24 protein-coding genes are annotated in these 26,320 nt (G+C 31.5%); 3 read left to right on the forward strand and 21 right to left on the reverse strand.

The window, feature by feature from the left end; translation table 11 throughout:
• Positions 1–76 precede the first annotated feature (76 nt).
• From P3X86_RS16795 to kal, 19 genes are all read right to left on the reverse strand, one after another.
• Positions 77–1,738 carry an ABC transporter ATP-binding protein gene (locus tag P3X86_RS16795; RefSeq protein ID WP_483293888.1) on the reverse strand — a complete coding sequence of 554 codons (1,662 nt, stop codon included), beginning with the start codon at positions 1,736–1,738 and terminating at the stop codon, positions 77–79.
• Positions 1,731–1,994, reverse strand: coding sequence for a hypothetical protein (locus P3X86_RS16800; protein WP_483293889.1), 264 nt, complete (start codon positions 1,992–1,994; stop codon positions 1,731–1,733). Before P3X86_RS16800 ends, P3X86_RS16795 begins: the two co-directional genes overlap by 8 nt.
• Positions 1,994–3,070 (reverse strand): radical SAM protein, encoded by a 1,077-nt coding sequence (locus P3X86_RS16805; protein ID WP_483294041.1) that lies wholly within the window; start codon positions 3,068–3,070, stop codon positions 1,994–1,996. The genes P3X86_RS16800 and P3X86_RS16805 overlap by 1 nt, the downstream gene beginning before the upstream one ends.
• A 579-nt stretch (positions 3,071–3,649) precedes the next feature.
• Positions 3,650–4,279 carry a uracil phosphoribosyltransferase gene (gene upp / locus P3X86_RS16810; RefSeq protein WP_483293890.1) on the reverse strand — a complete coding sequence of 210 codons (630 nt, stop codon included), beginning with the start codon at positions 4,277–4,279 and terminating at the stop codon, positions 3,650–3,652.
• Positions 4,280–4,316: 37 nt separating this feature from the next.
• Complete coding sequence (rpiB, locus tag P3X86_RS16815) at positions 4,317–4,766, reverse strand: ribose 5-phosphate isomerase B (protein ID WP_483293891.1); 450 nt, start codon at positions 4,764–4,766, stop codon at positions 4,317–4,319.
• Between the two features lie 32 nt (positions 4,767–4,798).
• On the reverse strand, positions 4,799–5,503 hold the full coding sequence (locus P3X86_RS16820; protein WP_483293892.1) for a low molecular weight protein arginine phosphatase: 705 nt from the start codon (positions 5,501–5,503) through the stop codon (positions 4,799–4,801).
• 2 nt (positions 5,504–5,505) lie between these two features.
• Entirely contained in the window at positions 5,506–6,558 is a 1,053-nt protein-coding gene (locus P3X86_RS16825; protein WP_483293893.1) for an L-threonylcarbamoyladenylate synthase, read from the reverse strand.
• Positions 6,559–6,815: 257 nt separating this feature from the next.
• Positions 6,816–7,994, reverse strand: coding sequence for a cation:proton antiporter (locus P3X86_RS16830; RefSeq protein WP_483293894.1), 1,179 nt, complete (start codon positions 7,992–7,994; stop codon positions 6,816–6,818).
• Positions 7,995–8,265: 271 nt separating this feature from the next.
• On the reverse strand, positions 8,266–9,336 hold the full coding sequence (prfA, locus tag P3X86_RS16835) for a peptide chain release factor 1 (protein WP_483293895.1): 1,071 nt from the start codon (positions 9,334–9,336) through the stop codon (positions 8,266–8,268).
• A gap of 40 nt (positions 9,337–9,376) precedes the next feature.
• Complete coding sequence (gene prmC / locus P3X86_RS16840) at positions 9,377–10,246, reverse strand: peptide chain release factor N(5)-glutamine methyltransferase (protein ID WP_483293896.1); 870 nt, start codon at positions 10,244–10,246, stop codon at positions 9,377–9,379.
• Positions 10,233–11,207, reverse strand: a complete 975-nt coding sequence (locus tag P3X86_RS16845; protein WP_483293897.1) for a DUF1385 domain-containing protein — start codon at positions 11,205–11,207, stop codon at positions 10,233–10,235. The genes prmC and P3X86_RS16845 overlap by 14 nt, the downstream gene beginning before the upstream one ends.
• 68 nt (positions 11,208–11,275) lie before the next feature.
• Positions 11,276–11,875: a thymidine kinase gene (locus P3X86_RS16850; RefSeq protein ID WP_483293898.1), complete on the reverse strand. Its 600-nt coding sequence runs from the start codon at positions 11,873–11,875 to the stop codon at positions 11,276–11,278.
• 96 nt (positions 11,876–11,971) lie between these two features.
• On the reverse strand, positions 11,972–12,169 hold the full coding sequence (rpmE, locus tag P3X86_RS16855) for a 50S ribosomal protein L31 (RefSeq protein ID WP_483293899.1): 198 nt from the start codon (positions 12,167–12,169) through the stop codon (positions 11,972–11,974).
• A gap of 106 nt (positions 12,170–12,275) precedes the next feature.
• Positions 12,276–13,718 (reverse strand): transcription termination factor Rho, encoded by a 1,443-nt coding sequence (rho, locus tag P3X86_RS16860; RefSeq protein ID WP_483293900.1) that lies wholly within the window; start codon positions 13,716–13,718, stop codon positions 12,276–12,278.
• A gap of 250 nt (positions 13,719–13,968) precedes the next feature.
• Positions 13,969–14,964, reverse strand: coding sequence for a class II fructose-bisphosphatase (gene glpX, locus P3X86_RS16865; RefSeq protein ID WP_483293901.1), 996 nt, complete (start codon positions 14,962–14,964; stop codon positions 13,969–13,971).
• A 132-nt stretch (positions 14,965–15,096) separates the two neighbouring features.
• On the reverse strand, positions 15,097–15,741 hold the full coding sequence (gene fsa / locus P3X86_RS16870; protein ID WP_483293902.1) for a fructose-6-phosphate aldolase: 645 nt from the start codon (positions 15,739–15,741) through the stop codon (positions 15,097–15,099).
• A 12-nt stretch (positions 15,742–15,753) separates the two neighbouring features.
• Complete coding sequence (locus P3X86_RS16875) at positions 15,754–16,614, reverse strand: class II fructose-1,6-bisphosphate aldolase (RefSeq protein WP_483294042.1); 861 nt, start codon at positions 16,612–16,614, stop codon at positions 15,754–15,756.
• A 216-nt stretch (positions 16,615–16,830) separates the two neighbouring features.
• Entirely contained in the window at positions 16,831–17,646 is an 816-nt protein-coding gene (kce, locus tag P3X86_RS16880) for a 3-keto-5-aminohexanoate cleavage enzyme (protein WP_483293903.1), read from the reverse strand.
• 27 nt (positions 17,647–17,673) lie between these two features.
• Positions 17,674–18,057, reverse strand: coding sequence for a 3-aminobutyryl-CoA ammonia lyase (gene kal, locus P3X86_RS16885; RefSeq protein ID WP_483293904.1), 384 nt, complete (start codon positions 18,055–18,057; stop codon positions 17,674–17,676).
• 775 nt (positions 18,058–18,832) lie between these two features.
• On the opposite strand from kal, the gene P3X86_RS16890 reads away from it, so the two are divergent.
• Positions 18,833–18,988 carry a Cys-every-fifth RiPP peptide CefA gene (locus P3X86_RS16890; protein ID WP_483293905.1) on the forward strand — a complete coding sequence of 52 codons (156 nt, stop codon included), beginning with the start codon at positions 18,833–18,835 and terminating at the stop codon, positions 18,986–18,988.
• 763 nt (positions 18,989–19,751) lie between these two features.
• Positions 19,752–21,077: a Cys-every-fifth radical SAM/SPASM peptide maturase CefB gene (locus tag P3X86_RS16895; protein WP_483293906.1), complete on the forward strand. Its 1,326-nt coding sequence runs from the start codon at positions 19,752–19,754 to the stop codon at positions 21,075–21,077.
• Positions 21,078–21,290: 213 nt separating this feature from the next.
• Here the strand turns inward: P3X86_RS16895 and P3X86_RS16900 are convergent, their stop codons facing one another.
• Together P3X86_RS16900 and P3X86_RS16905 are read right to left on the reverse strand one after the other, a co-directional pair.
• Positions 21,291–24,407: an efflux RND transporter permease subunit gene (locus P3X86_RS16900; RefSeq protein ID WP_483293907.1), complete on the reverse strand. Its 3,117-nt coding sequence runs from the start codon at positions 24,405–24,407 to the stop codon at positions 21,291–21,293.
• Positions 24,407–25,525, reverse strand: coding sequence for an efflux RND transporter periplasmic adaptor subunit (locus tag P3X86_RS16905; protein ID WP_483293908.1), 1,119 nt, complete (start codon positions 25,523–25,525; stop codon positions 24,407–24,409). The genes P3X86_RS16900 and P3X86_RS16905 overlap by 1 nt, the downstream gene beginning before the upstream one ends.
• A gap of 160 nt (positions 25,526–25,685) precedes the next feature.
• On the opposite strand from P3X86_RS16905, the gene P3X86_RS16910 reads away from it, so the two are divergent.
• Positions 25,686–26,291: a hypothetical protein gene (locus P3X86_RS16910; RefSeq protein ID WP_483293909.1), complete on the forward strand. Its 606-nt coding sequence runs from the start codon at positions 25,686–25,688 to the stop codon at positions 26,289–26,291.
• Positions 26,292–26,320 lie beyond the last annotated feature (29 nt).

The following is a 26,320-nucleotide window of genomic DNA, read 5'->3' on the forward strand; positions in this document are numbered from 1 at the left end:
AACATCTCTCAGCTTTTTTATATTTTTCATTTAATTTATTTAGCTTCAAACAACCTAATTAAAATAACGGCTAATTTTAATTATATTGTTCTATAATTTCATGCTTCTCATCTAAATTTATAATCTTGTTACATATTGATAATATTTCTGGTCTATGCGATATTGTTATTAGTGTTTTGTTATTTGCTGATAAATAGTTATTTAGTTTATCAATTATTTCTTTTTCTAGTCCGTAGTCTAAAGCTGATGTTGCTTCATCAAGAATTAGCAAATCAAAATCTTTTGCTAAAGCCCTGCTTATGCAAACCCTTTGTTTTTGTCCTCCCGATAAGTTATTTCCAAATTCAACTACTTTATGTGCTAACTTATTTTCACATTTATCTACAAATCTGTTTGTCCCTGAAATCTCTAAAGACTTTGCTAGTTGTTCTGTGTTCTCTTTGTCATCATCAAATATAATGTTATCTAGAACATCCCCTTCAAACACAAAAGATTCTTGTTCTACTACTGCTACCATGTCATATATAGATTTTTTAGATATATTTTTTAAATCTATATCATTTATTGTTATTTTACCACTATAATTTTCATATATTTTCATCAACAAGCTACCAATAGTTGTTTTACCACATCCGCTTGCTCCTGTTATTGCAATCTTATCGCCTTTTTCAATATAGAGACTAAGGTTAGTTATAACTTCATCTTCTTCCCCGTAGGAAAAAGATACATTTTTAAATCTTATTGAATTAATCTCTGATATATTATCTTTATCTATACATTCTTGCCCGATATCATTCTTTAGAAAATCTAAAATACGATTACTCATTCCTAATGTAGTTTGTAACCCCATATAATAATCTGATAAATTGTTTATAGGCTCATATACATATGATAAATATGAATAAAATGCGACCAAACTACCTACTGTCAATTCATCTTTCCATACAAGATTACTCCCAACTAATAGAACAACAACTGGTAATAATGACGTTATCAAAGTTGTAACTCCATTAACTAGGCTAGTTAAAAACAGATTTTTCTTGATATATTTAAAGTGTTCATCTAAAGTGTTCTTAAATCTCTCTCTAAAATAATTTTCCTTTCTAAATATCTTTATTGTTGTTATCCCTAGTATTTTTTCTTGGGCTTGATTTGTCAGATTAGAAAACCTAATTCTTTCTTGATTACTAATGCATCTTAGTCGTTTATTTAAAGCATTGAACAAAATATAATATATAGGAATGATCACTAAAGTTATTATTGTAAGTGTAACATTCAAATACACCATGATCGCAAATATTAACAATAATCTAATAGTATTTGATACCACCATAGGTATACCAATAGAAATACATTGAGCTACTATTACAACATCTTGCATTATCTTAGCAAGTATTTCACCTGATTGTACTTTTTTAAAGTAACTAATTTCTTTTCTTAGCATTGTATCAAACATCTTTTTTCTCAAGTGCTTCACTGATTTTTGTCTTAATTTATGCCAGTTATAATTCTGTATTGCATTTAACAACACCGTAATTATTGTAACTATTAATATAATTATCGCTGTCCTTAAAACATACTGATACTTATCCCCTTGTAGTATCCCATCTATTAGTAATTTGATAAGATAAGGGATTCCTACACTTAATGCTGTCGTTACTAAGAGTAATATTGTTATTAATATTTGTTCCTTTCTATAGTTGTTAAGCAATCTGCTTAATTCTTTGAATTTATTCATCTACTTCAACCCATATAAATTTCTGCTCTTCTAAAAAGTTAATAAATTCTTTTAAGTTACTTTCTGTTATATTCATATCATTACTTATTGACAAAAGTCTTTTGATTGTGCATTTATCTTCTGTACGAATTATATTAAATAGTTTCATTGAGAACTTATCTAGATATATAGTTTCAAATGTTTTTGTGTTAAATAATATAAATCTATCTTCTTTTTTAGCGGTTCTTATTGGGTATATAGGTAATGAGATACTCATCATGACACCTCAACTTTCTTTAACATTTCAAAATATTTTATACACTGTGAGACTTTTACTTCTTCATCTTTTTGATGAGGTATAAAACAAGGGTAACATTTATTGCCTAGATATTTGCATTCATTGCATGGCTTGTATTTTGTATAAAATGAACTTCCCTCTGTTAATTGATATGGTATATTAAATACATTATCATTCCAAACTTCAAAAAATTTCTTATCTTTAATGCTAAACTTATCTTTTTCATCTTCTTTTACATAAGTATAGAAAAATCTATCACAAGGTGATAATTGTCCCAAATTATTAAGAAAAGCAAATGTAGTACCTGCTCCACAACCATGAGTTATTTCGGGAAAATCCACTCCTAGAATTTCTCTGCAATAATCTATTATGATAGGTCTTGCAAATTTAGGAACTATTTTAAGTTTATCCTTTACTTGGTTATACTTAATTGATAAGTTCTTGACTAATTTTAACTCTTGCTCATCTGTTATAGCCATATTATTATCAGCATTACCCATAGGAAGTAATGCTAGTAGATTTAAATCATCTACTCCAAGCTCTATGCAAAAATCAACCATATCTAAAACATAATCATAGTTAGTCTTACTTATAACAGTATTGATTGTAATATAAAAATGATCTAGATTATTTTCTTTTTTAAATTTTACTAATGATTTTACATTCTTTATTACTATGTCGAACACATTTTTCCCACGGATTTTATCGTTAATCATGGCATTAGGTCCTTCTAAGCTAATTACAATATTTTTTAAGCTCTTGTTTAAATAAACATCTCTAAATTTTTCAATCTTTATATTTAATCCATTTGTATTAAACCCAAATCGGATATCCTTATCCCCCATATAGTTTGTAATCTCTATGAAATCTTTTCTAAAAGTAGGTTCTCCTCCTAGTATGTGTATGTAATCTATAGGTACTTCACCACTTATATCATCTATTATATTTTTAATCTCACTTGTGTTAAGTTCCTCAACTTTATTATCTAATAATTTTGAGTTAAGACAGTGTTTACAATATAGATTACATTTGTATGTTATATCCCATTTTAGCATTAGCCCCACAATTTCCCCTCCTTTTTTTAAAGGGTTATTTCTTAAATAACGAAATAACCCTCTCTGTTTAAAATTATCTAAGCGTTGGTTCACTCAAGCAACCATTACAACCATTACAATTGTTACCTAAAGCTCCTACTGGGTTATTAGCCTTTATAATTCCGAATGATAATGTGTTCATTAGTTCACCTCCTTATAAAACCAAAGTATATTTTAGTGCTTTATCATCTCATTTTTCTAATGAGATAAATTATACAGAATAAAAAATACTTATTTATTCTTTTAGATAAGTTTTTCTCATTTATTTGTAATATGTATTATGGGATATTATAAAGAAGTGCGATGTGATTTTTTGCGAGACTAAATAGGATAGCACTTTGAATTTACGATCTTTTATTTCTATGATTATTATCTAGCGTTATTTGTTCCCTATTTTTTGTATTATTTAAATAATTATTATATTTTTTATATATTATGGTAAATTAAATCTTATATTAAAAAACACCTAAAATAATTAACGTACAAACATACGTTAACATTCTCGGTGTTTTGTGAATTCTACTCTATCTTTATAGAAATTTATTTAGTCCCAAACAACCTATCTCCAGCATCACCTAGTCCTGGAACTATATATGCATGGTCGTTTAGCTTTTCATCTATGCTTGCTACGTATATATCAACATCTGGATGGTCTTCGTTTACTACCTTGATTCCTTCTGGTGAAGCTATAAGACACATTAACTTTATGTTTGTTGCTCCTCTGTCTTTTAAGAATCCTATTGCAGCACTTGCAGAACCTCCTGTTGCAAGCATTGGATCCAGTACTATTAAATCCCTTTCTTTAACATCTGTTGGTAGTTTGCAATAGTATTCTACTGGTTTTAATGTCTCAGGGTCTCTATAAAGTCCTACGTGTCCAACCTTAGCTGCTGGCAGTAAGTTAAGCATACCATCTACCATACCAAGCCCTGCTCTAAGTATAGGTACTATTCCTAGCTTTTTACCTGCTATAACCTGTGATTTTGTCTTTGATACGGGTGTTTCTATTTCTATTTCCTTTAGAGGTAATGAACGTGTTACTTCATATGCCATTAACATTGATACTTCTTTTACTAGCTCTCTAAATTCTTTTGCCCCTGTGTTTTTGTCTCTTATAAATGTTAATTTATGTTTAATTAGTGGATGATTCATCTCAATAATCTTTGCCATATTAGTCCTCCTTTTTAAAACTATATCTAACCGTGTATTATATCATATTACCTGTCTCTATGTCACTAATTTTATTTACTCTTCTTGCATGCCTTCCGCCTTCAAATTCTGTATTAGCAAAGATATCTACTATTTCTATAGCCAAATCCTCTCCTACGACTCTACCTCCTAGGGCTAGCATGTTAGCATTGTTATGTTGTCTAGACATTCTTGCCGAATAACAATCTGAACAAACTGCACATCTTATTCCTTTAACCTTATTTGCAGCTATTGATATCCCTATACCTGTTCCACATACTAGTATGCCTCTGTCACACTGGTCAGTTACAATCATTTTTGCAGTTTTGTATCCAAAGTCTGGATAGTCTACTGATTCACTTGTGTTAGTTCCACAATCTACTACCTCAATCCCTTTTTTTTGTAGGTGTTTCTTTATTTTTTCTTTTAACTCAAATCCTCCATGATCACTTCCTAATGCTATTTTCACACTATCCTCTCCCTTTTATCTAATCTCGATGATTATATATCATCAAGTTTCCCACTGTTTATTATTGCTTTTATTGAATCCTTAATTTCATTAGCACTTAATCTATAATCATCTATAGGTAATCCAAATGGATCACATACATCCATAGTTGGCAATTTATTATTTAACCTTGTAATTTTAGCTTTGTCAATTTCAAGCTCTGTCTCTATTTCCTGCTCCCATCTTTTTATAGCTTTATCTATAGATTGAAGCTCAATTTGTAATTTGTCTTTTTTATCTAAAAGTGATTTGATTTCTCCTAGTCTTTCTTGTTTTAAAAGAGTCCTTCTTTTATTTAACTGTGTGTATAAGCTATTCGTCTCGTCTAGTATACTATCAAAGTCAATATCTTTTAATGAATATTCTTTTAATGTAAAAACTTTATCTTTTGCCTGATTATACATCTTCAAAATAGCTTCTTTATGATGCTTTGTCATTGTCAATATTAAATCAGCTTCTTTAATTATATCCTCGTTTAATCTTCTAGCTTTGTGACTACTTATATCTATCCCTTGCTCTTTCATTACAAATATAGCTTGAGTAGTTGCTAGGCCATTATCTACTGCACATATTCCTGCTGATTCCACTTTAATATCATTATATTTATCAGATAGCTTTTCTAATGCATCTCTCAGTATAGCTTCTGCCATACTACTTCTACATGTATTACCTGTGCAAACAAATAATATCTTTTTCAACACTAATCCTCCTTTGCAATAATAGTTCTCCCTCCTGCTGATTTACTTAGCCTATTCATTATTGCTACTCCAATTCCTGATTTATCTATTGATTCGGCCAATATTATGTCTGCATTTCTTTTATCAAATTCTCTTAAAACTCTAAATAAATTACTTGCTATAGTAGCTGGATTTGATCTATTTCCTACATTTATAGTGAATTTACCTTGATAATACTTTTCAGTCTGTTTTGTGGACATTATACCAACTTTATATCCCTCAGCCTCATATTCTTCATATAGTTTTATTATTACTTTTGGTATATCTTCTAAAATACCTTCTATTACGTATACTTCTGCCTTTGGAGAATAATGTTTGTATTTTTGTCCCGGTGATTTAGGTATTGTTTTTGCTCCTATTAGAACTGGATCAATATTAACCTTGGGAAATATCTCTAGCAAATCATCTCTTGTTACACCACCTGGTCTAAGTATCGTAGGTATATCTGTAGTCAAATCTAGTACTGTAGATTCTAGACCAATACCAGAGTCTCCACCATTGACTATAACATCTACTTTTCCGTATAAATCTTCCTTTACATGATCATATGTTGTTGGGCTTGGCTTACCTGAAATGTTTGCACTTGGTGCAGCTATTGGCACTCCACTTTTTTTGATAATCTCGAGGGCTATATTATGCTCTGGCATTCTTATTGCCACTGTATCTAAGCCGGCTGTTGTAATTTCTGGTACTATGTCACTCTTTTTTAAAATTAACGTTAATGGTCCTGGCCAAAATTCCTCTATGGCTTTGTAAGCGTCTTTTGTGATATTTGTTGTTATCTCCTTTAATTGCTGTATACATGCTATATGAAGTATCAAAGGATTATCTGATGGTCTTCCTTTTGCTTTAAATATACCTGAAACTGCCTTTTCATCTAATGCATTTGCTCCAATTCCATACACTGTCTCTGTAGGAAAAGCAACTAATCCACCATTTCTTATTGTAACGCCTGCTTCTATCAGTTTTTCCTCTTGCGGGTTCTCTTTATTTATCTCTAGTATCCTTGTGTTCATCTTATTACCTCACTTACATATAGATTATTGGGCATAAGTACATATAACCCAAAACTATTCGTAAAATATTAGCAATCATATTTCTACTATTAATGAATATTTCAGGATAACTATATCTATTCCCTAATTCCAAATATATTATATATTATTATAACTTAAATTCATATACAACTTTTATTTATTTTGTTTAATATATCTACACATCAAAATAGGTCATTTCAAAATAAATCATCTTTGAAACAACCCATTCATTGCTCTTAAGCTATATTATCTGAACCGAGCTTCTTTTCTTTGTAAGCCATCTTTAATAATATCGGAGTTATTATTGTTGATACTAACACAAGCAATATTATTGATGTAAATATGTCATGTCCTATGACTTTAAGCTTTAGTCCCAAACTTGTAACTATTAATGCCACCTCAGCCCTTGGAATCATTCCTATACTTATTTGTAATGACTCTCTAAAATTAAATTTAGATATTTTAGCTCCCAATAAACATCCAATAATTTTTCCAAATATAGCAGCTAGTATTACGGCTATGCTCAGCATAATTGAATCTCCAATGCCCTCAAACGTAACCTTAAGTCCTATATTCACAAAAAATATTGGCGTGAATAATGAATAAGCTATTTTTTGTATCTCATGTGACACTCTATTTCTATGAGGGGTAGTTGAAAATATTACTCCAGTTATATACGCACCAATAATCGCTGCAACTCCCATCTCTTCTGCTATAAATGCCATAAAAAAACAAAAAATCAAAGCTGATGTCAATAGTCTTCCTTCTCTTCTCATTACATCTGAATATTTTGTGATAACTCTTGAAAATCCAAACCCAAATAGCAATGCAATAGCAAAAAACGAAATAATTTTAAGTATTACTAAGAATATACTCGTGCCTTCTGATGGATTTACTGTACTAACTACTAGAGTCAATAAAATTATACCTACTACATCATCTATTATGGCTGCTCCTAGTATCGCCATACCTTGTTTGCTTCTTAACTTCTTTAATTCCCTTAGTGCTTGTACTGTTATACTTACACTGGTAGCAGTTAGAATAACTCCTACAAATAGCTGTTCCTGAAAAGTCGATCCGCTCTTGGCTAAGAATACTGCTAATATACCAAATGCAGCTGGAAACAACACTCCTCCTACAGCTATTATCAAAGAAGATTGACCTGATGCCTTTAGATCTTCTAAATCTGTTTCTAGCCCAGCTATAAACATCAACAATATTACTCCTATCTCTGCCATATGGTTGATAAATACTGTTGCTTTTATAACGTTAAATACTGCAGGTCCTATTATAAGCCCTACAATTATCTGACCTAAAACAGCCGGCTGGTCAAATTTCTTGCTAATGTAGCCACCAATGTTTGCAAATAAAAGTATTAGACCAATTTCTAATAAAAATATTGCACCTTTATCCAAGTTAATCATCTCCCATTTGTGCTTAAATTGCATCTAAGCTGTTCTTTACACACTCATGCAATATAGGTAGAAGAATTATATCACCGAGCATGCTCTTTATTTATTTAAACTAGGATTTCGAGTATATATGTAGTTTTAGTATTTTACTGAGTAATTACCCTTTTAAAGACTGCCTACAGGGGTGCCATATTCGACACCCCTCTTTCATACTCTTTATTTAGTATAATACTTTAGAAAGTATTTTTCAAATGAAATTACAAATATTTAATATTTATCCTTCGACATTTTTCAACTTTTCTGCTTGATCAGTTGTAATTAGAGCATCTACCATTTCTTCAATATCACCATCTAAAAATGCGTCAAGTTTGTATATCGTCATACCTATTCTATGATCGCTTATTCTACCTTGTGGGAAATTATAAGTTCTTATTTTAGCACTTCTATCTCCTGTACCTACTTGACTTTTTCTCTCCTGAGCTATTTCTGCATCTTGCTCTGATTGATATTTCTCGTATAGCCTAGCTTTTAATACTTTAAATGCTTTGTCTTTATTCTTAAGCTGAGACTTTTCGTCCTGCATAGCTACTACTATCCCTGTAGGTATATGTGTCAATCTAACTGCTGAGTCTGTAGTATTTACACTCTGTCCACCATTACCTGAAGATCTATATACATCAACTCTTACATCGTTAGGATTAATATCGATTTCTACATCATCCACTTCTGGCAAAACAGCTACTGTTGAAGTAGAAGTGTGTATTCTTCCTCCTGATTCTGTTGCTGGAATTCTTTGAACTCTATGAACTCCACTTTCGAATTTAAGCTTACTGTAAGCTCCTTTACCTTTTATCATAGCTATTACTTCTTTAAATCCTCCAACGCCTTGATCATTAGCACTCATTATTTCAACTTTCCATCTATTTCTCTCTGCATATCTACTATACATTCGAAATAAATCTCCTGCAAAGATACCAGCTTCATCTCCTCCAGCTCCAGCTCTAATCTCAAGTATAACATTTTTCTCGTCATTTGGATCTTTTGGTATTAATAGCATTTTTATCTCTTGCACTAATGTTTCAAGCTTATTCTCTAACTCTGAAGCCTCAAGCTTAACCATTTCTTTAAAATCTTCTTCTAATTTATCCTTAAGCATTTCTTTTGCATCTTCTAGTTGACTCTCTGCTTCTTTGTATTCTTTGTATTTTCCAACTATTGGCTCTAGTTCTGCATGTTCTTTTACGTATTTTTGCCATATTTTTGTATTGCTTATTACCTCGGGGTCGCTGATTTTATTGCTCAAATCTTGATATTTTTCGGATAAAAATTTAAGCTTTTCTAACATGTTTATCACCTCAAAATTTCACATAATTATTTATTTTCATTTAAGCATGTATAGCAGTAACTACTCTATCTAATCCTGCTAAATCTTTCACTATTCTTACATCTTTGAAACTTTTTGATTTCTCTATTATTTTTATAATATCTTCACCTTGATTATACCCTATCTCTAACGCTAACATTCCATTTTTTTTAAGCAATTTAGGAGCATTAATAACTATTTCTCTATAAAACGTCAATCCATCTTTTCCTCCATCAAGAGCAAGCCTAGGTTCATATTTTGAAACCTCTATTTGCAGGCCCTCTATATCTTTTGACGGTATATAAGGTGGATTTGAAACTATTATATCCAACTGTATTTTTTCTCTTAGTAAAGGGCTTAGCATGTTTCCTTTATACAGCTTTATTCTATCTATAACAGATAATCTCTTGATATTTATTCTTGTTATCTCTAAAGCTATATCACTTATGTCTACGCTGTGCATAGAAGCTCTTTTTTCATGTTTTGCTATGCTTATTCCAATAGCACCGCTACCTGAACCTATATCTGCTATATCAATCTTATTCTTATCTTTTAACTCATTTTTGCAAAAGTTTAATACCTCTTCTACTAGTATTTCTGTATCTGGTCTTGGTACTAACACACCCTCTCCTATATAAAACTCAAGTCCCATAAATTCTTGTTTATTTGTTATATACTGTAGTGGATATCCTTTGCATCTTTCTTCAATGAGATTATTAAAAACTGAAAGCTGTTCATCACTTATACCATCATTTATATGACAATATAGATACGCTCTATCTTTGTTTAAAATATGACAAAGTATCAACTGTGTATCAAGTACTGGATTAGATATCCCAGCATTTTCTAATTTCTTGATACTTTCACTAAGTGCCTCTTTAATCTTTATCAACTGTATCTTCCTCTTCCCCTAATCCTAAAGCTCCTTTTAATGCCACTATAGCTACTTCTAGCTGAGAATCATCTGGTTCATTTGTAGTTATTTTTTGCAATAATAGACCAGGATAAGACACTATAAACGCTAGCATAGATTGACTTTTACCCGTAAATCTATTTATTTCATATGATATACCAGCTATTACTGGAAGCATTACTATACGTGATAAAAACCTCAATAATAAATTTTGCCATCCTAACAATGAAAATACTAATATACTTATAAACATAACCATAAATAAAAAACTTGTTCCACATCTTGGATGCAGTGTTGTATATTTTCTGGCATTCTCTACTGTCAAATCCTCATTGTTTTCATAGCAATGTATTGATTTATGCTCAGCCCCATGGTATTCAAAAACTCTTTTGATATCGTTTAGCCTAGAAACTAATAGTATATACGCCAAAAAAATAGACAATCTTATTAGTCCCTCTATTAGGTTCAACCCTATAGCACTTTTAATTTTACTTTGGAAAAAATTCGTTACAACCGTGGGCCCTAACATAAAAATACTTACGGATAATAGTAGTGATATAAATACTGAAATATAAATTACTACGTCATCTGCTTTATCCTTAAATACTCTTTCCATAAAAGAATCAAATTTACTTTCTTTTGTATTTTCCTCTTCTTCGTAGAATTTAGCCGAATACATTAACGCTTTAGTTCCTATTATCATCGCCTCTATCAATGCCACTGTACCTCTAAAAAAAGGCCAACTTAGAAATTTTAGCTTTTCACTTACAGGTGTTATTTTCTTCTTGTCAAGCTCTATATCACCATCTGGCTTCCTTACTGCTATCGCCACATCATTTTTGCTTTTCATCATAACGCCTTCGATAATAGCTTGACCGCCAACGTTTTTGGGCTCTACTTTATGATATATCTGTTTTCTATCAACACTTAATTTTCCCATAAATTTCACCTTTCTCAATAGACAATCATCTAGTTTGTAATCGTACTATTATATTATATAGCATTATCCTATTTATTACAATTATTATACTCTAACATATTCTTATAGTAACAGTCAGCGCACAATGACTGGTATTCAATTAAATCATTGTCGTCTATTGCAACTTGTTCTCCTTCAAATACGAATTTGCCATTTACCTTTCTACCATTAAATATAGCTTTTTTGCCACATGTACAGATTGTCTTTAATTCTTCAATGCTATGTGCTAATTCTAATAATCTTGTACTGCCTGTAAATCCATTTCTCATAAAATCCGTTCTTAAGCCATAACAAATTGTAGGTATGTTTAGTTTTACTGCTACATCAAAAAGCTGCTCAATGTGATCTCTTGAAAAAAATTGTGCCTCATCTACTAATACACAATCTACTTTGTTGTTACTATTTTGTGAGGATACATACTCAAAAATATTACTTCCTTTTGGTGCTAAAAAATCTACTACTCTTTTAACTCCAAGCCTTGATATTATTGCACTATCTCCTTTTGTATCTATCTTTGATTTTATCAATAATACTCTCATGCCTCTTTCTTCATAGTTGTGGGCAACTTGAAGTAAATTGGTAGATTTACCGCAGTTCATTGCTCCGTATCTAAAATATAGTTTGCTCATAAGAAAAAATGCCTCCCCATTTAACAATACTAAAATAGGGGTATCTCAGAAAAGTATCTAAAAGCACCCCTATCATAAACTAATTTATTTAATTTATTACATACCATATTTCTTCTTAAATTTATCAACACGTCCGCCCTTATCTACAAACTTTTGACGTCCTGTATAGAAAGGATGGCACTCTGAACAGATTTCTACTTTTAAACTATCGTTAACTGAACCTGTTTCAAACTCGTTTCCACATGCACAATGTACTTTAACTTTTTTATAGTCTGGATGAATTCCTTTTTTCATCAAAATCACCTCTTTTCTCACTTACTATATCTATATATGAGTAATTACTTTTCAACTTATATAGTATATCATAATAACAGATGCTATGCAATATACTAAAAAAATATTATTTAAATTTATTTAGAACTCTTACAAAATCTTTATTGTTAGGTGTAGCTATCAATCTATCAATTACCATCTCTGTAACTTCCATTGTTGAAGAATTGCTCATTGATTTTCTTATACCCCATATAGCTTTAAGTTCTTGTGGTTCTAACAATAAATCTTCTCTTCTTGTTCCTGATTTATTTATATCTATAGCAGGGAATACTCTCTTCTCTGATAGCTTTCTATCTAGATGTACTTCCATATTTCCTGTACCTTTGAATTCTTCAAATATGACATCATCCATTCTGCTTCCTGTTTCTATCAAAGCAGTTGCAAGTATTGTCAAGCTTCCTCCAAATTCAATATTCCTTGCTGCTCCAAAAAACCTCTTTGGCTTGTGCAACGCTCCAGGATCTAATCCTCCAGAAAGTGTCCTTCCTGTTGGTGGTATTGTTAGGTTGTACGCCCTAGCCAGCCTCGTAATACTATCTAGTAGTATTACAACATCCTTGCCATGCTCAACAAGGCGTTTTGCTCTTTCTAGTACCATCTCAGCTACCTTTGTATGGTGCTTTGGTAATTCATCAAAGGTAGAATATACTACATCAGCTTTAACAGACCTTTGCATATCTGTTACTTCTTCTGGCCTTTCATCTATTAGCAATATTATTATTTCAATATCTGGATGATTTTTTGCTATGCTATTAGCTATTTTTTTAAGTAATATAGTTTTACCTGCTTTAGGTGGTGCTACTATCATACCTCTTTGACCTTTACCTATAGGAGCTATTAAATCTATGATTCTAGTAGATAATTCTCTACTTGTAGTTTCTAGTGACATTCTCTCGTCTGGATATATCGGTGTTAATGTCTCAAAATCTTTTCTTTTATTACATAACTCTGGATCTAAACCATTAACCCCTTTTACATATAATAGTGCCTTATATTTCTCGTTGGATTTTGGTGGTCTTGTAACTCCATATATTTTATCTCCTGTTTTCAATCTAAATCTTCTTATTTGTGAAGGAGATACATATATATCATCTTCGCTAGATAAGTAGTTTTGACATCTCAAAAATCCATAGCCATCTGTATGCAGTTCAAGTATACCTTCTGCTGTGTTTACTTCTCCACCTGTCTTGCTAACTTCTTCACTTAATCTTTCTGGCATACTCGTTTTTATATCAACTTTGCGTTTATCTTTGTGTGTTTCTTTCGGTCTATTATCTACGCAAAATTCCTTTGTTTTATTCTTTGCATCTAAGTTTTCCACTGTTTTATTATCAACTTTTTTTATTTCCTGATTATCAGTATCTTTATTTGATTCTTGATTCCCACTCTGAATGATAAATTCCAGTAATTCGTTCTTTTTTAGCTTTGTATACCCTTTTAGTCCCATAGCTTTAGCTATATCTCTTAATTCATTCAGTTTCTTACGAACCAATTCTTCATTGTTATTCAAACTTTCTTTCACCTCCAAAAAACACAAAACAAATCACAAATATATATGGTGTATATACACAAATAAATGGATTTTTAATAGAAAAGCTTTATAGACAGGTCATTTTCATAATAGCATTTTATTTAATATTAGTCAACTCTTACGTAAACTATATGTTTCTATTGTTCCTAAAAAATAATATTATAAACATTTATTGTAAAAAAATAAGCTAGGACGTATCTTTCTACCCCCTAGCTTTTATATCTATTTATTATTTATGCTTACTCATAAGCCTTGTTAATAAATCATTCTTATCTAACTTATGGTACGCTTTAACAAATCTCAGTGTACCAGTTTTTGATCTCATAACTATTGACTCTGTGATAGCCATATTATTTTCTTGATAAATAACACCTTTTAGTAGCTCTCCATCACTTATACCAGTTGCACTAAAGAATATATCATTTCCTCTAGCCAAGTCATCTAGTTTAAGAACTTTATTTATATCTTCGTCTGTAAGATTTAAATCTCTGCATCTTTCTAGCTCTTCATCTGATCTAACGTTTAGTTTTCCTTGAATCTCTCCTCCCATACATTTCAGTGCTGCTGCTGCTAGAACTCCTTCAGGAGCGCCTCCTATGCCCATAAGCATATCTACCCCTGTGTTTTCAAAGGCAGTTGCTATACAAGCCGCTACATCCCCTTCAGAGAAGAGTTTAATTCTTGCTCCTACTCGTCTTATTTCTTGTATCAACTCGTAGTGCCTTGGTCTATCCTGAACTATAATTGTCAAATCACTTATGTTTTTGTTGAGTGCTTTGGCCACTGCTTTTATATTATCTTCTACTGATGCCTCTAAATCAATGCATCCAGTAGCTTTTGGCCCTACAGCTATTTTTTTCATATATGTATCTGGTGCATGTAACAAACATCCTTTTGGAGCCATAGCTATAACAGCTATTGCATTAGGTAAACCCTTTGCAACTAAAGTTGTCCCATCTAATGGATCTACTGCAATATCAACTTCGTAAGAATCTTCATTTGATGCACCTATCTTTTCACCAATATAAAGCATCGGTGCTTTATCTTTCTCCCCTTCTCCAATTACAACAGTTCCTTTTACATTAACCATCTCAAATGCCGCTCTCATACCATCAACAGCTGCTTGATCTGCTGATATTTTATCTCCTCTTCCCATGTATTTTGCAGAGGCTAATGCAGCAGTTTCTGTAACTCTGACTAACGATATGGCTAAATTTCTATCCAAAACTAATCCCTCCCAAGTTGTAGCATTATTAAGGAACTGCCAAATCACTTTTTGGCAGTTCCAGTTTTTAATACATTTTAGGTAAAATACTAATCATAATATTTGATATTGTTAAAGTATGAGCTTGCTTGCTTATTTGAATGCATCTTCCCAATCCTTAACAAACCTCTTTATGCCGTCATCCGTCATAGGATGTCTTACCATTGCTTTCAATATTTTATATGGCACCGTTGCTATATGTGCACCTTCTTTGGCTGAATCTAAAACATGCATAGGTGTTCTTATACTTGCTGCTATTATCTCTGTATTTATACCATGTATATCAAAGATATCTACTATGTCTCTAATTATAGCAGTTCCCTCGTTGCCTATATCATCCATTCTGCCTACAAATGGACTAACATAACTAGCACCTGCCCTTGCCGCTAATAGTGCTTGAGATGCTGAAAATACTAAAGTTACGTTTGTTTTTATACCTTTACTAGATAGTACTTTTACTGCTTTTAATCCTTCTACTGTCATTGGTATCTTTATTACAACGTTTGGGTGTATTTTTGCAAGGCTCTCTGCTTCTTTTATCATTAAGCTAGATTCTAAGCTCAAAACTTCTGCACTTATCGGACCATCTACTATATCAATTATTTCTTTTAGCACTTCTTTAAAGTCTCTTCCTTCTTTGGCTATTAGAGATGGATTTGTAGTAACTCCACAGATAACTCCCCAATCATTGATTTCTTTTATTTCATCAACATTAGCAGTATCTATAAAAAGCTTCATATTGATCCTCCTTTATTTCCAAGCTTTCCCTGTTGATCCGAACATTCTCATTTTGTCTGCTATTACTTTTTTCATATCTTCTCTTGCACATCCCACTATCTTACGTGGATCATATGCATCTGGATTTTCGTTAACAAATTTTCTAACTGCATTGCTGAATGCCATTCTTATATCTGTATCTATGTTTATTTTGTTAATACCTAAACTAACGGCCTTTTTTATGCTCTCCTCTGGTACTCCTGATGATCCATGTAATACAAGTGGTATATTTAATTTGTCTTTTATCACCTTTATTCTGTCGAAATCTAACTTTGGCTCTCCTTTGTAAGGTCCGTGGGCTGTACCTACTGCTATAGCTAAGAAATCTACTCCTGTCTCATTTACAAATCTAGCAGCCTCATCTGGGTCTGTAAATGTAGCGTCTTTATCATCTACTGTTATATCATCTTCTGTTCCACCAATTTTACCAAGCTCTGCTTCTACTGATACTCCAACTGCATGTGCAATTTCTGCTATGTTTTTTGTTATCTCAATATTTTTATCAAGATCATGCTTAGATGCATCTATCATAACTGATGTAAATCCATTTCTAATACATTGCATTATTTGTACAAAATCTGTACCATGATCAAGATGTATCGCTACTGGAACAGATGCATTTTTAGCTGCAATTTTTGCCATTTCAGCTATATATTCTACCCCTGCATACTTTAATCCACCTTGACTAGCTTGCATTATAACTGGTGATTGGGTTTCCTCTGCTGCCTCGATTATTGCTTGAACTATTTCCATGTTGTTTACGTTAAAAGCTCCTACTGCATAGTTGTTTTCGTGTGCATGTTTCATTAAATCCTTACCTGATACTAACATTATTTATCCTCCCTCTTGTTTAAACTACATTAAACAAATATATATTTAAACGTTATTTTTTAGTTTATCTCTGTCACATATATTATAATATATTTTTTTTTAAAAGCAAGTATTATAATCAGAACAATTGTTATGTAATAAAAGCTCGATTTCATTGGTTTATTATTACAATATAATCATTTGATTATAACCTGACTGAAATCGAGCTCCATGATGCTATTATTTTTTTATTCCTAGTATCTCTCTAGCTTCATCAGGAGTTGCTACTTCTCTACCAAGTTCTTTAGCTAATCTAACAATTCTCTCTACTAGCTGAGCATTTGAAGTTGCTATTTCTCCCTTTTTATAATAAATATTATCTTCAAAACCTACTCTTACATGTCCTCCTAACATTATAGCAGCTGTTGCTAGAGGTAATTCGTATCTGCCTATACCTGCAACTGTCCATGTACTTCCTGATGGTATACTATCTACAAGATATAGTAAATCTCTTAATTCTCCTGTTATTGCTCCTGGAACTCCCATTACAAAATCGAAGTGTATAGGTGTATCTACTAGCCCTTTTTTGGCTAATGCTAATGCATTGTTAATCATACCTTTTTCAAAAACTTCGATTTCAGGTTTGACCCCTAGTTCTTTCATCTTTTGTGCAAATTTTTCCATATACTCTTGAGAGTTCATAAATACGTCAGCCCCAAAATTACAAGTACCTGCGCTAAGTGTAGCCATCTCAGGCTTAAGCTCTACTGGCTGTAATCTCTCCTCTGGAGTATGCCATGTCGCACCACCAGTTGAAGGTTGAAATATAACAGGACAACGTTTTTCTATCTCTTCTTTTATCTGTTTATACACTTCGTAGTCTTGTACTGGATTGCCGTCTTTATCCCTAGCGTGTACATGAACTATACTTGCTCCTGCCTTATAAGCTTCGTATGCAGCCTCTCCTATCTCCTCTGGAGTAATTGGTAAATTAGGTTGCCTCTCTCTTGTAACTTCTGCTCCTGTTAACGCAGCTGTTATTATAAGCTTTTGCAAATCTCTCCCCCCTTAGTCATTTGATATTTATTTTCTTTGCTTATCTTTCGGTACTACGCATGTCCCTATTGCTTTACATACTATTATTGGCTCATCTAAAGCATCACATGCAGAATCATTGATATCTGGTCTAGGTACTATAACTTTTCTTGCTTCAAACTCCATCTTTCTTGATGAGTTACCAGTTTTGATTATTCTTCCTACTGCTTCTATATAATCTCCTGCGTAAACTGGTGCAAGGAACTGTATATCTTCATATCCTGCAAATAAACCTTCATCTCCATCATTTCTAATAAGTAACTCTGTTGCAACATCTCCAAATAATTGAAGCATCTTAGCTCCATCTACTAAGTTTCCTCCATAATGAGCATCATGCATACTCATCCTTAATCTAATCATAGCTTCATGCATAATCTCTTCCCCCTTAATTCATTTATCTTCTCTATCAAGCTTATATCTTTTAAGGCAAAATGTAAACCCCTAACACAGTCCTTTATCTTTATATTATTTTAATATATTAATTAGTCCTATTTTTCACAAATATAATCAAATCGTCAAATATAGTATACTCCACTATTGTTGTTAATAATACAAAAAATATGGCTAAAAATTTATAAAGAAAAGTTATAGATTTATTATTACCAAAATAAAACATTGACATTAAAACATATTTAAAATCTTAAAAATAGACCTACAAAAAAACACAATCTACTATCTTTTTCAATTACCGCCTTCTTTTATTGATATTAATCTAGTTTTTTTAACAATTTAAACCTATAGTGACATAAAGGGGTAAAAATATAATGTTAATATTATTATAGTCATAGTAATTATTCTACATTTTTACTAAAATTTCATCTACCTACTAATATAAAGTCGCAAAATAATTGCCAATCTATATTAATTAAATGACGATGAATCTATATACTCTTCATGTATTTAAAATAATGAATTTTTAAAATTATATTAAACAAAACAGTTAATAAATTCACTCGTATGGATTTATTATACATTGTTTTCATAGAATTTCTCCTCTTGGGTAGTTTGTTATCATGTCATGAAGATACGTTATATAATATTATTTATCTCAATTGAAATCTTTATGAAAACATACTTAATTAATGTATTTTTAGTTGTTGTAGAATTATGCAACCAACTAAACTTATAAAACAAAGGAGGTGTATATATGGGATACATAGGTAATGCTTATGCTCAAGATGCAAGTGTTATGTGGTGTGGTATAAAGGCTTGTGGTGCAGATGCTTGTCTTGTAGAATGTTGTCCACTTGATTTATGTCCAATAGACGGTTGTCTCGTAGATTTTGTAGTAATACAAAGATAATAGGTGCTATGACTATAGTTTGTTAAACTTAATAAATCTTTAGTAAAAGAGGTGAATTTAATGTACATTGATAATCTTTACGATATTGAATTAGCTTCAATGAAAGGTTGTTTTATAAAAGGTTGCGGAGCTAAAGCTTGTGGTATAAATGAAATAGATTTAGAAACGAGATAACTTTGTTGTTAATTTAAATGAAAATTTAGAAAGAGGTGAAAAGTATGTATATTGACAATCTTTATAATGAAGAAAACCTAGGTGAGAGTATAAGATGTTGGATAGATGCATGTGGAGCTCATGCATGTGGTATAAAAGATATATCATTAGAAACAAGATAACTCTGTTGTTAATGTTACTTAAAAATTTATTAATCTTTTTATATAATCTAAAGATTAAATTATTGTTTTTTTAGAAAGAGGTGAAAAGTATGTATATTGACAATCTTTATAATGACGAAAATCTAGAAGCTCTTTTAAAAAACCTAGAAAATGGTATAAAATGTTGGATAGACTTATGTCCAGCTGATCAAATAGATTAACCTTGTTGTTATTGCCTAGAGATAGAAAAAATGAAAATATGCATTATTAAGAGTTTTTATAACAAAAAGACCTAGGTGAAGTAAATTTAAAAGCTGGATATGTTCACATATGTGGTGTAGCAGTTGACAATCCAGAAATAAGATGCAATTAATATAAGGACTTCCATAATAAAATTTCCTTATTAGGAAGTCCTTATATATACTCTATAGATGAAGGGGATGTTATATATGAAATTATCAAAATTCAATCTGTTTTTGGAATTCAATAAAGAAAAAGATCAATTTATACTGTTTAATACACTTAATGGAAATAGCTTCTTAATTAATTCAGATGTAGTAGATAAAATGAAAAACAATCAAATAGAAAGCTTGCCAAATGAATTAAGAAATGAACTCACCCAAAAAAAAATCATTCTATATGATTATATAGATGAAAATAAATACTTCGATTATTATCATAACAAAACTAAATATGGTAAAAACAATTTGTCTTTTACGATACTTCTAACTTGGGCATGTAATTTAAAATGTGTTTATTGCTATGAAGGAGCCGGAGAAAAGAAAAGTTATTCTATGTCAACTGAAACAGCAGATTTAGTTATAGAATTTATAAAGAGCGAGATCTTAAAGAAATCGTCTAAAGTTGTGAGTATTCTACTATTTGGAGGAGAGCCCTTAGTAAATTATAGTACCGGCGAATACATATTGGAAAAAGTCAATGAATATTGCAAAGAAAAGGGAATAATTCTTACAACTTCTATAGTGACCAATGGTGTATTACTAGATGAAAAAATCATTGAATCATTAATTGAATATAATTGCAAATATGTACAAGTGACATTAGATGGTCCAAAAGAAATCCACAACAAACGAAGAATGAAAAAAGATGGCTCAGGTACATTTGATGATATAATTGAATCATTAGAACTTTTATTACAGTATAAAGATAGACTTCATACTGTAATAAGGGTTAATGTTGATAAAAGCAATATTGAATATATGGATGATTTATTAGCTCTTTTAGAAGAGAAAGGACTAGATCAACTTAATATAGATTTTGGAGTAGTTCATGGTGGCACGGAAGCATGTGTTTCATATGAAGATAATTGTTATAGAGAAGAAGAACTAGGAGAAATGCTTAGTAGTTTATGGGATAGAGCATCTAAAACTGGATTTGATATAACAAGAAGACCTTTAAGAAAATGGGCTTACTGTGGTTTGAACTGTGACAATAGTTTTACAATAGAGCCAAAAGGCGAACTTTATAAGTGCTGGGAGCATGTAGGCGAACAGGCACACAAAATAGGTGATATAGGTAAAAATGGACAACCTTCAGAAATGACTTATAGATATTTTGAATGGATGACTAGAAATCCACTGAATGTTGAAATGTGTAGTAATTGTGTATATTTACCTGCCTGTGGTGGTGGCTGTGGAGCTATTAGCTATAATAATGATGGTGTCTATGAATCTGCCGGATGCTTTAAGATTAAAGGGGTAATAGAAGATCAAGTAAGAAATTATTTTACTGAAAAATTAAATAAACGAGTATAAAGAAAGTTAAAAAATAACAGTGCGCTGTTCAAATTATTTTATAATTGTAATATTAATTAATCGAAACAATATTAAGTAATAATTCTAAAAATAAGACTATAATCCCCAAAATTAATAAGTTAAGTTTAATTTTAAAAAAGTGACAACATAGCCAAAGAAACTAGTTAGCTAATAGTCACTTTTTTTGCGTATTCAAAATAAAGTTAAACTTTTCTATACTCTTTTAATTTTTCTCTTAATATATAAACTTAAATCATCAAATATTGTATAAACTACTGGTATGAATACCAGTATTAAAAATGTAGAAAGTAGCATACCACCTATAACTACCGCTCCTAATGGAGCTAATGCCTCTGAGCCTTCTCCAATACCTATGGCTATAGGAACTAAGCCTAAAACAGTTGTAAATGTAGTCATTAATATAGGTCTTAGTCTTATAGGTCCTGCGTTTAATATGGCGTTTCTTCTATTCTCGCCATCATTTCTCCTAGTGTTTATATAACTAATAAGTACGATAGAATCATTAACTACTATACCTGTCAATATGATAAAACCAATTATAGAAGGTACGCTCAGTGATCTTCTAGTTATAAACAACCCAAGCGCTCCCCCTGCATATGCCAATGGAACTGACAGCATTATAACAAAAGGATGTAATAGTGATTCAAACTGCGAGGCTAGTATCATGTATACTAGTAGTACTGCCATAACGAGCGCTAATCCAAGGTCTTCAAACGCTTCTACTAATTCCTTGTTTTGACCTTCTATCTCGTAATCATATCCATCTGGCATTTTATAACTTTGCAATTTCTTTCGTATATCTTCTCCTACACTTCCAACATCTCTACCTACAACAGAGCCAGTTACTTTTACTACTCTTGCTTGCCCCTCTCTTCTAATTGATACAGGGCCTCTTTCTTCCTTTATCTTTGCAACCAGTCCAAGTGGTATATTCATTCCTACTTGTGTTTGTATGTTTAAATATTTTAGCTGCGATGTACTTCTAGTATAGTCATCACTACCTTTTACTATAACATCTATTTCATCCCCTTCATGCTTATACCTTGTAGCTATCTTACCATTTGTAGCTGATTTAATAGCATTGGCTATCTGTGCAGAAGAAAGTCCATAGCTTGATGCACTTAATTTATCTATCACTATTTGAATCTCAGGTACTCCTTCTGCCATATCACTTGTTACCTCTACTGCTCCTTCTATATTGTTTATAATATCTTTAATATCATCTCCTATGTTTTTTAGAGTGTCTATATCATCACCTTTTATACTTAGGCTTATTGGAGTTTGACTAAAAGGACCACTCGCTCCACCTGACATCACCATAGATGATACTTTTACTTCTATATCTACTCCTGCTATATCTTTTACTCGATTTCTAACTTCATTAGCTATATCACTTGTAGCTCTATCTCTATCATCTAAATCTTTCGCTAAAACTGTTATTGTAGCTATATTTTCTGACTGTGTTCCAAAACCCACATTACTATTTGAACCAACTGTTGAATATACAACTTCTAAATCTTCGACATTAGAAAGTATTTTTTCAATTTTGGTTACAATTTCGGTAGTTTCTTCTAATTGGGAACCAGTTGGCATTGTAACCTGAATATTAAATTGCCCTTCATCAAATTCGGGAAAAAACTCCCTTCCAACTGTCAGTAAAGAAGACATAGATACAACAAATAATATTAATGTCAGTGCTATAGATGCTTTTCTATGATCTAAACAATATTTTAATATTCTTTTGTACCTAACAACCACGAATTCATAAATTCTATCAAATCCTCTATAAATCATGGCATTAAATTTGAAATACTCACTGTAGTCATGATCTTCTTTTTTGCTTACTTTCAATATTTTTGATGACAGCATAGGTATTAATGTCAATGAAACACCTAATGATGCTACTAATGATAATGTTATGGTAAGAGCCAATTCTTTAAATATCGTAGAAGTTATCCCTTCAACATACACTATAGGTAAAAATACTGCTATCGTTGTAAGTGTTGATGCAGTTACAGCCATACCCACTTCCTTTGCTCCCTTTATTGCTGACTCTACTCTTGAAAAGCCCTCCTGCCTAAATCTATAGATATTCTCTAATACAACTATGGCATTATCTACTAACATTCCAACACCTAATGCCAGACCTCCCAATGTCATAAGGTTCAGGGTTATATCACTTGCATACAACAAAACAAACGTAACTATTATTGATATAGGTATAGATGTACCTATAATAAATGTCGTTCTTAGATTTTTCAAAAAAATGTACAATATGATTATTGCTAATAGTGCTCCAAATATAGCATCTTTTACTACTTCATTTATGGATTTTTTTATGTATTTAGATTGGTCTATTACTGCCTCTAATTTTATATTTTTGTATTCACTTTTAATATTTGATAACTCATCATTAATTTCATTTGCTACACTTACTGTATTTGTGCCTGACTGCTTCTGCAAAAATAGATTTATACTCCTAGTAGAGTTCATTCTACTTATAGTTGATATGTGTTTATTTGCAAAATCAACATCTGCAAGCTCTTTAAGATTGACAACTCCACCCGTTTTTAATGGCACAGGTAAGTCTCTAATATCATTTATATCTGTGAATTCTCCTATAGTTCTAACTATTAGCTTTTTGCTTCCTTTTTTAACCTCTCCTCCAGGCAAATTAAAGTTTGAAGCAGATATAATGCCTGCTATATAATCTTGCGATAACCCATACCCTTCTATTTTAGATTTATCTAGTACTACCTCTACTTGTTTAGTATTTCCTCCTGTAATATTTACTGATGCAACGCCCTCTATCCTTTCAAGTCTTGGTTTTATTACTTCATGAGCAAATCGCTGTAAATATGTAAGATCTTTGCTCCCATATAGTGAAACCTGCATGATTGCCATTGCATTCGGGTCTATTTTCATGACCATCGGTTCGTCAGAATCCTCTGGCAAGAAACTTTTAATTTGATCTATTTTTTCCCTCATTTCTAGCGTTAGAAAATCCATGTCAACTCCAAAGTCGAGCTCTGCTATTACTATAGACATCCCTTCGTTAGATATAGATGTGACCTGTTTTATGTTGTTCATCGTCATTAGTGATTCTTCTATTGGTTTTGTTATAAGTTTTTCTATTTCTTGTGGTCCTACTCCCGTATAATTAGTAACAACTACAGTAATAGGTACCTGTATCTCTGGTAACAAATCAATCGGCAATTTTGTTAGTGATACTACACCCAAAAGCACAGCTATTAATATAATCATTACCACTGTAACAGGTCTTTTTACAGCGAATTTGTATATATTCATCACTCATCACCTCTTACAACCTTTATGATAGAACCATCTTGCACAAAGTTTTGACCTTTTACTATTATTTGCTCATCAATTTTTAGTCCTGATTTGATTTCTACATTAACTCCATTGTCTAACCCTAGCTCTACTTCATTTAACTTTGCTTTGTTATCTACTACCGTATAAACAACATCTCTGTCAGATTCTTTTACTACTACTTCACTAGGAACAGCTATAACGCCTTCTTTTACATCTATATTAAGCATTACTGATACAAACATTCCTACTCTCATTTTAGATTCTTTATTGTCTAATTGTATCTTGACTGGGTAAAGTTGTGTACGTTTATCTGGAGCAGGGCTTATTGAAAATATCTTTGCCTTAAAATTTTTTATTGAAGCTGCTTTTATAGTTAACAGTGTTTCTTTATCTTTATACATCTGATTAACTATATCCTCGGTTACATCTATTTGAACAAATACAGATTTATCATCTACTATAGTCATGGCTGGTTGAGCAGTTGTAGCATACTCACCTACCTCTACATTTATACCTGCAATTTTTCCATCTATAGGTGCTTTCACTGTTACATTTTTAAGAGTATCAAGCGCTTGTTCATAAACTACTCTTGCTTGATCTACTGATGCCTGAACTGTCTTTATATTATTATCTGAAGCTAATAGTTCTGTTTGCTCGTATTGTGACTTTGATAATGCTCCTTCTTCATATAATTCTTTTGATCTCTTGAGTGTTTGTTTTGCATTTTCTACCTGTTCAGTAGCTTTGCTTAGGTTTGTCGAAGCAGTGTTTAGAGCTGTCTTTGCCTTAGTGACCTGTTTCTTGATATCTGATTTATCTTGTTCAAACAATATATCTCCCTTTTTAATATTATCTCCTACTCTTACGTTGATTTTTACTACCTTACCAACAGTTTTAGGCAATATCATGACCTCTTTGCAAGGATATACTTTACCGTTAACTGTTATTTGATTTGATATTGTAATTTTTTTAGAAAAACTAGTTTCTACGGGTATATACTTTTTCTCTAAAACTTCTTTATTCTCTTTATGACTACAGCTTGTAATAAATATTACTGATAGTATCATCAATATTATTTTAATGTGTTTAAACATTGTCTTCCTCCTCAGATTCAAACTTATTATCTTTATACTTTGCCTCTATCTTATATCTTTTTCAAGAAATCATTTCTAATACTATAGGATTATATCCATTTTTTTTATTGCTTATAATCCCACGATACTATATAATATATACGGTAAAGGAGGGAATGCTATGAAAAAAATTAAATTATTAAGTATTCTATGTGTTTTATTTATAGTTCTATGTGGCTGTAGCTCTGGAACTAAGACAGATTCACCTAAAGGAACTGTTACTTCTTTCTTTGATTTAGTTAAAGAAGGTAAATACAACGACTTAGACAAAGTTGTTGACAATGCTAAAGATTATAACCTCGGTGGTGAAGATAACTTAGGACTTGGTAAAGATGATCAAAACAAAGCTACTGCTGATTTATTAATTAAAGCTATGGGAAATGTTAAAGTTGACATCAAAGATGAGAAAATCGATGGTGATAAAGCAACTGTAAACGTAGGTGTTGATTATCCAAACGTTGGTAAGGCATTTCAAGAAGCTATGCAAGAATTATTATTAAAGAGCATGGGTAAAGAGGCTCCAGATGAAGAAGCAATGGCTAAAGAATTTTTAGACGCTATGAAAAAGAAATTAGAGGATGACATCGAAACATTACATAATGATGTAACAATCAACTTAATTAAAAAAGATGGAAAATGGTTAATAACTCTTGATAATGATATTGCTAATGTTATTACTGGTAACATATATTCAATTGTACAACAATTAATGAATATGGCAAAGTAAATTAAAAAACAAGTTAGCTAATAAATCTA

Source organism: Abyssisolibacter sp. ZYX002, assembly GCF_056892235.1.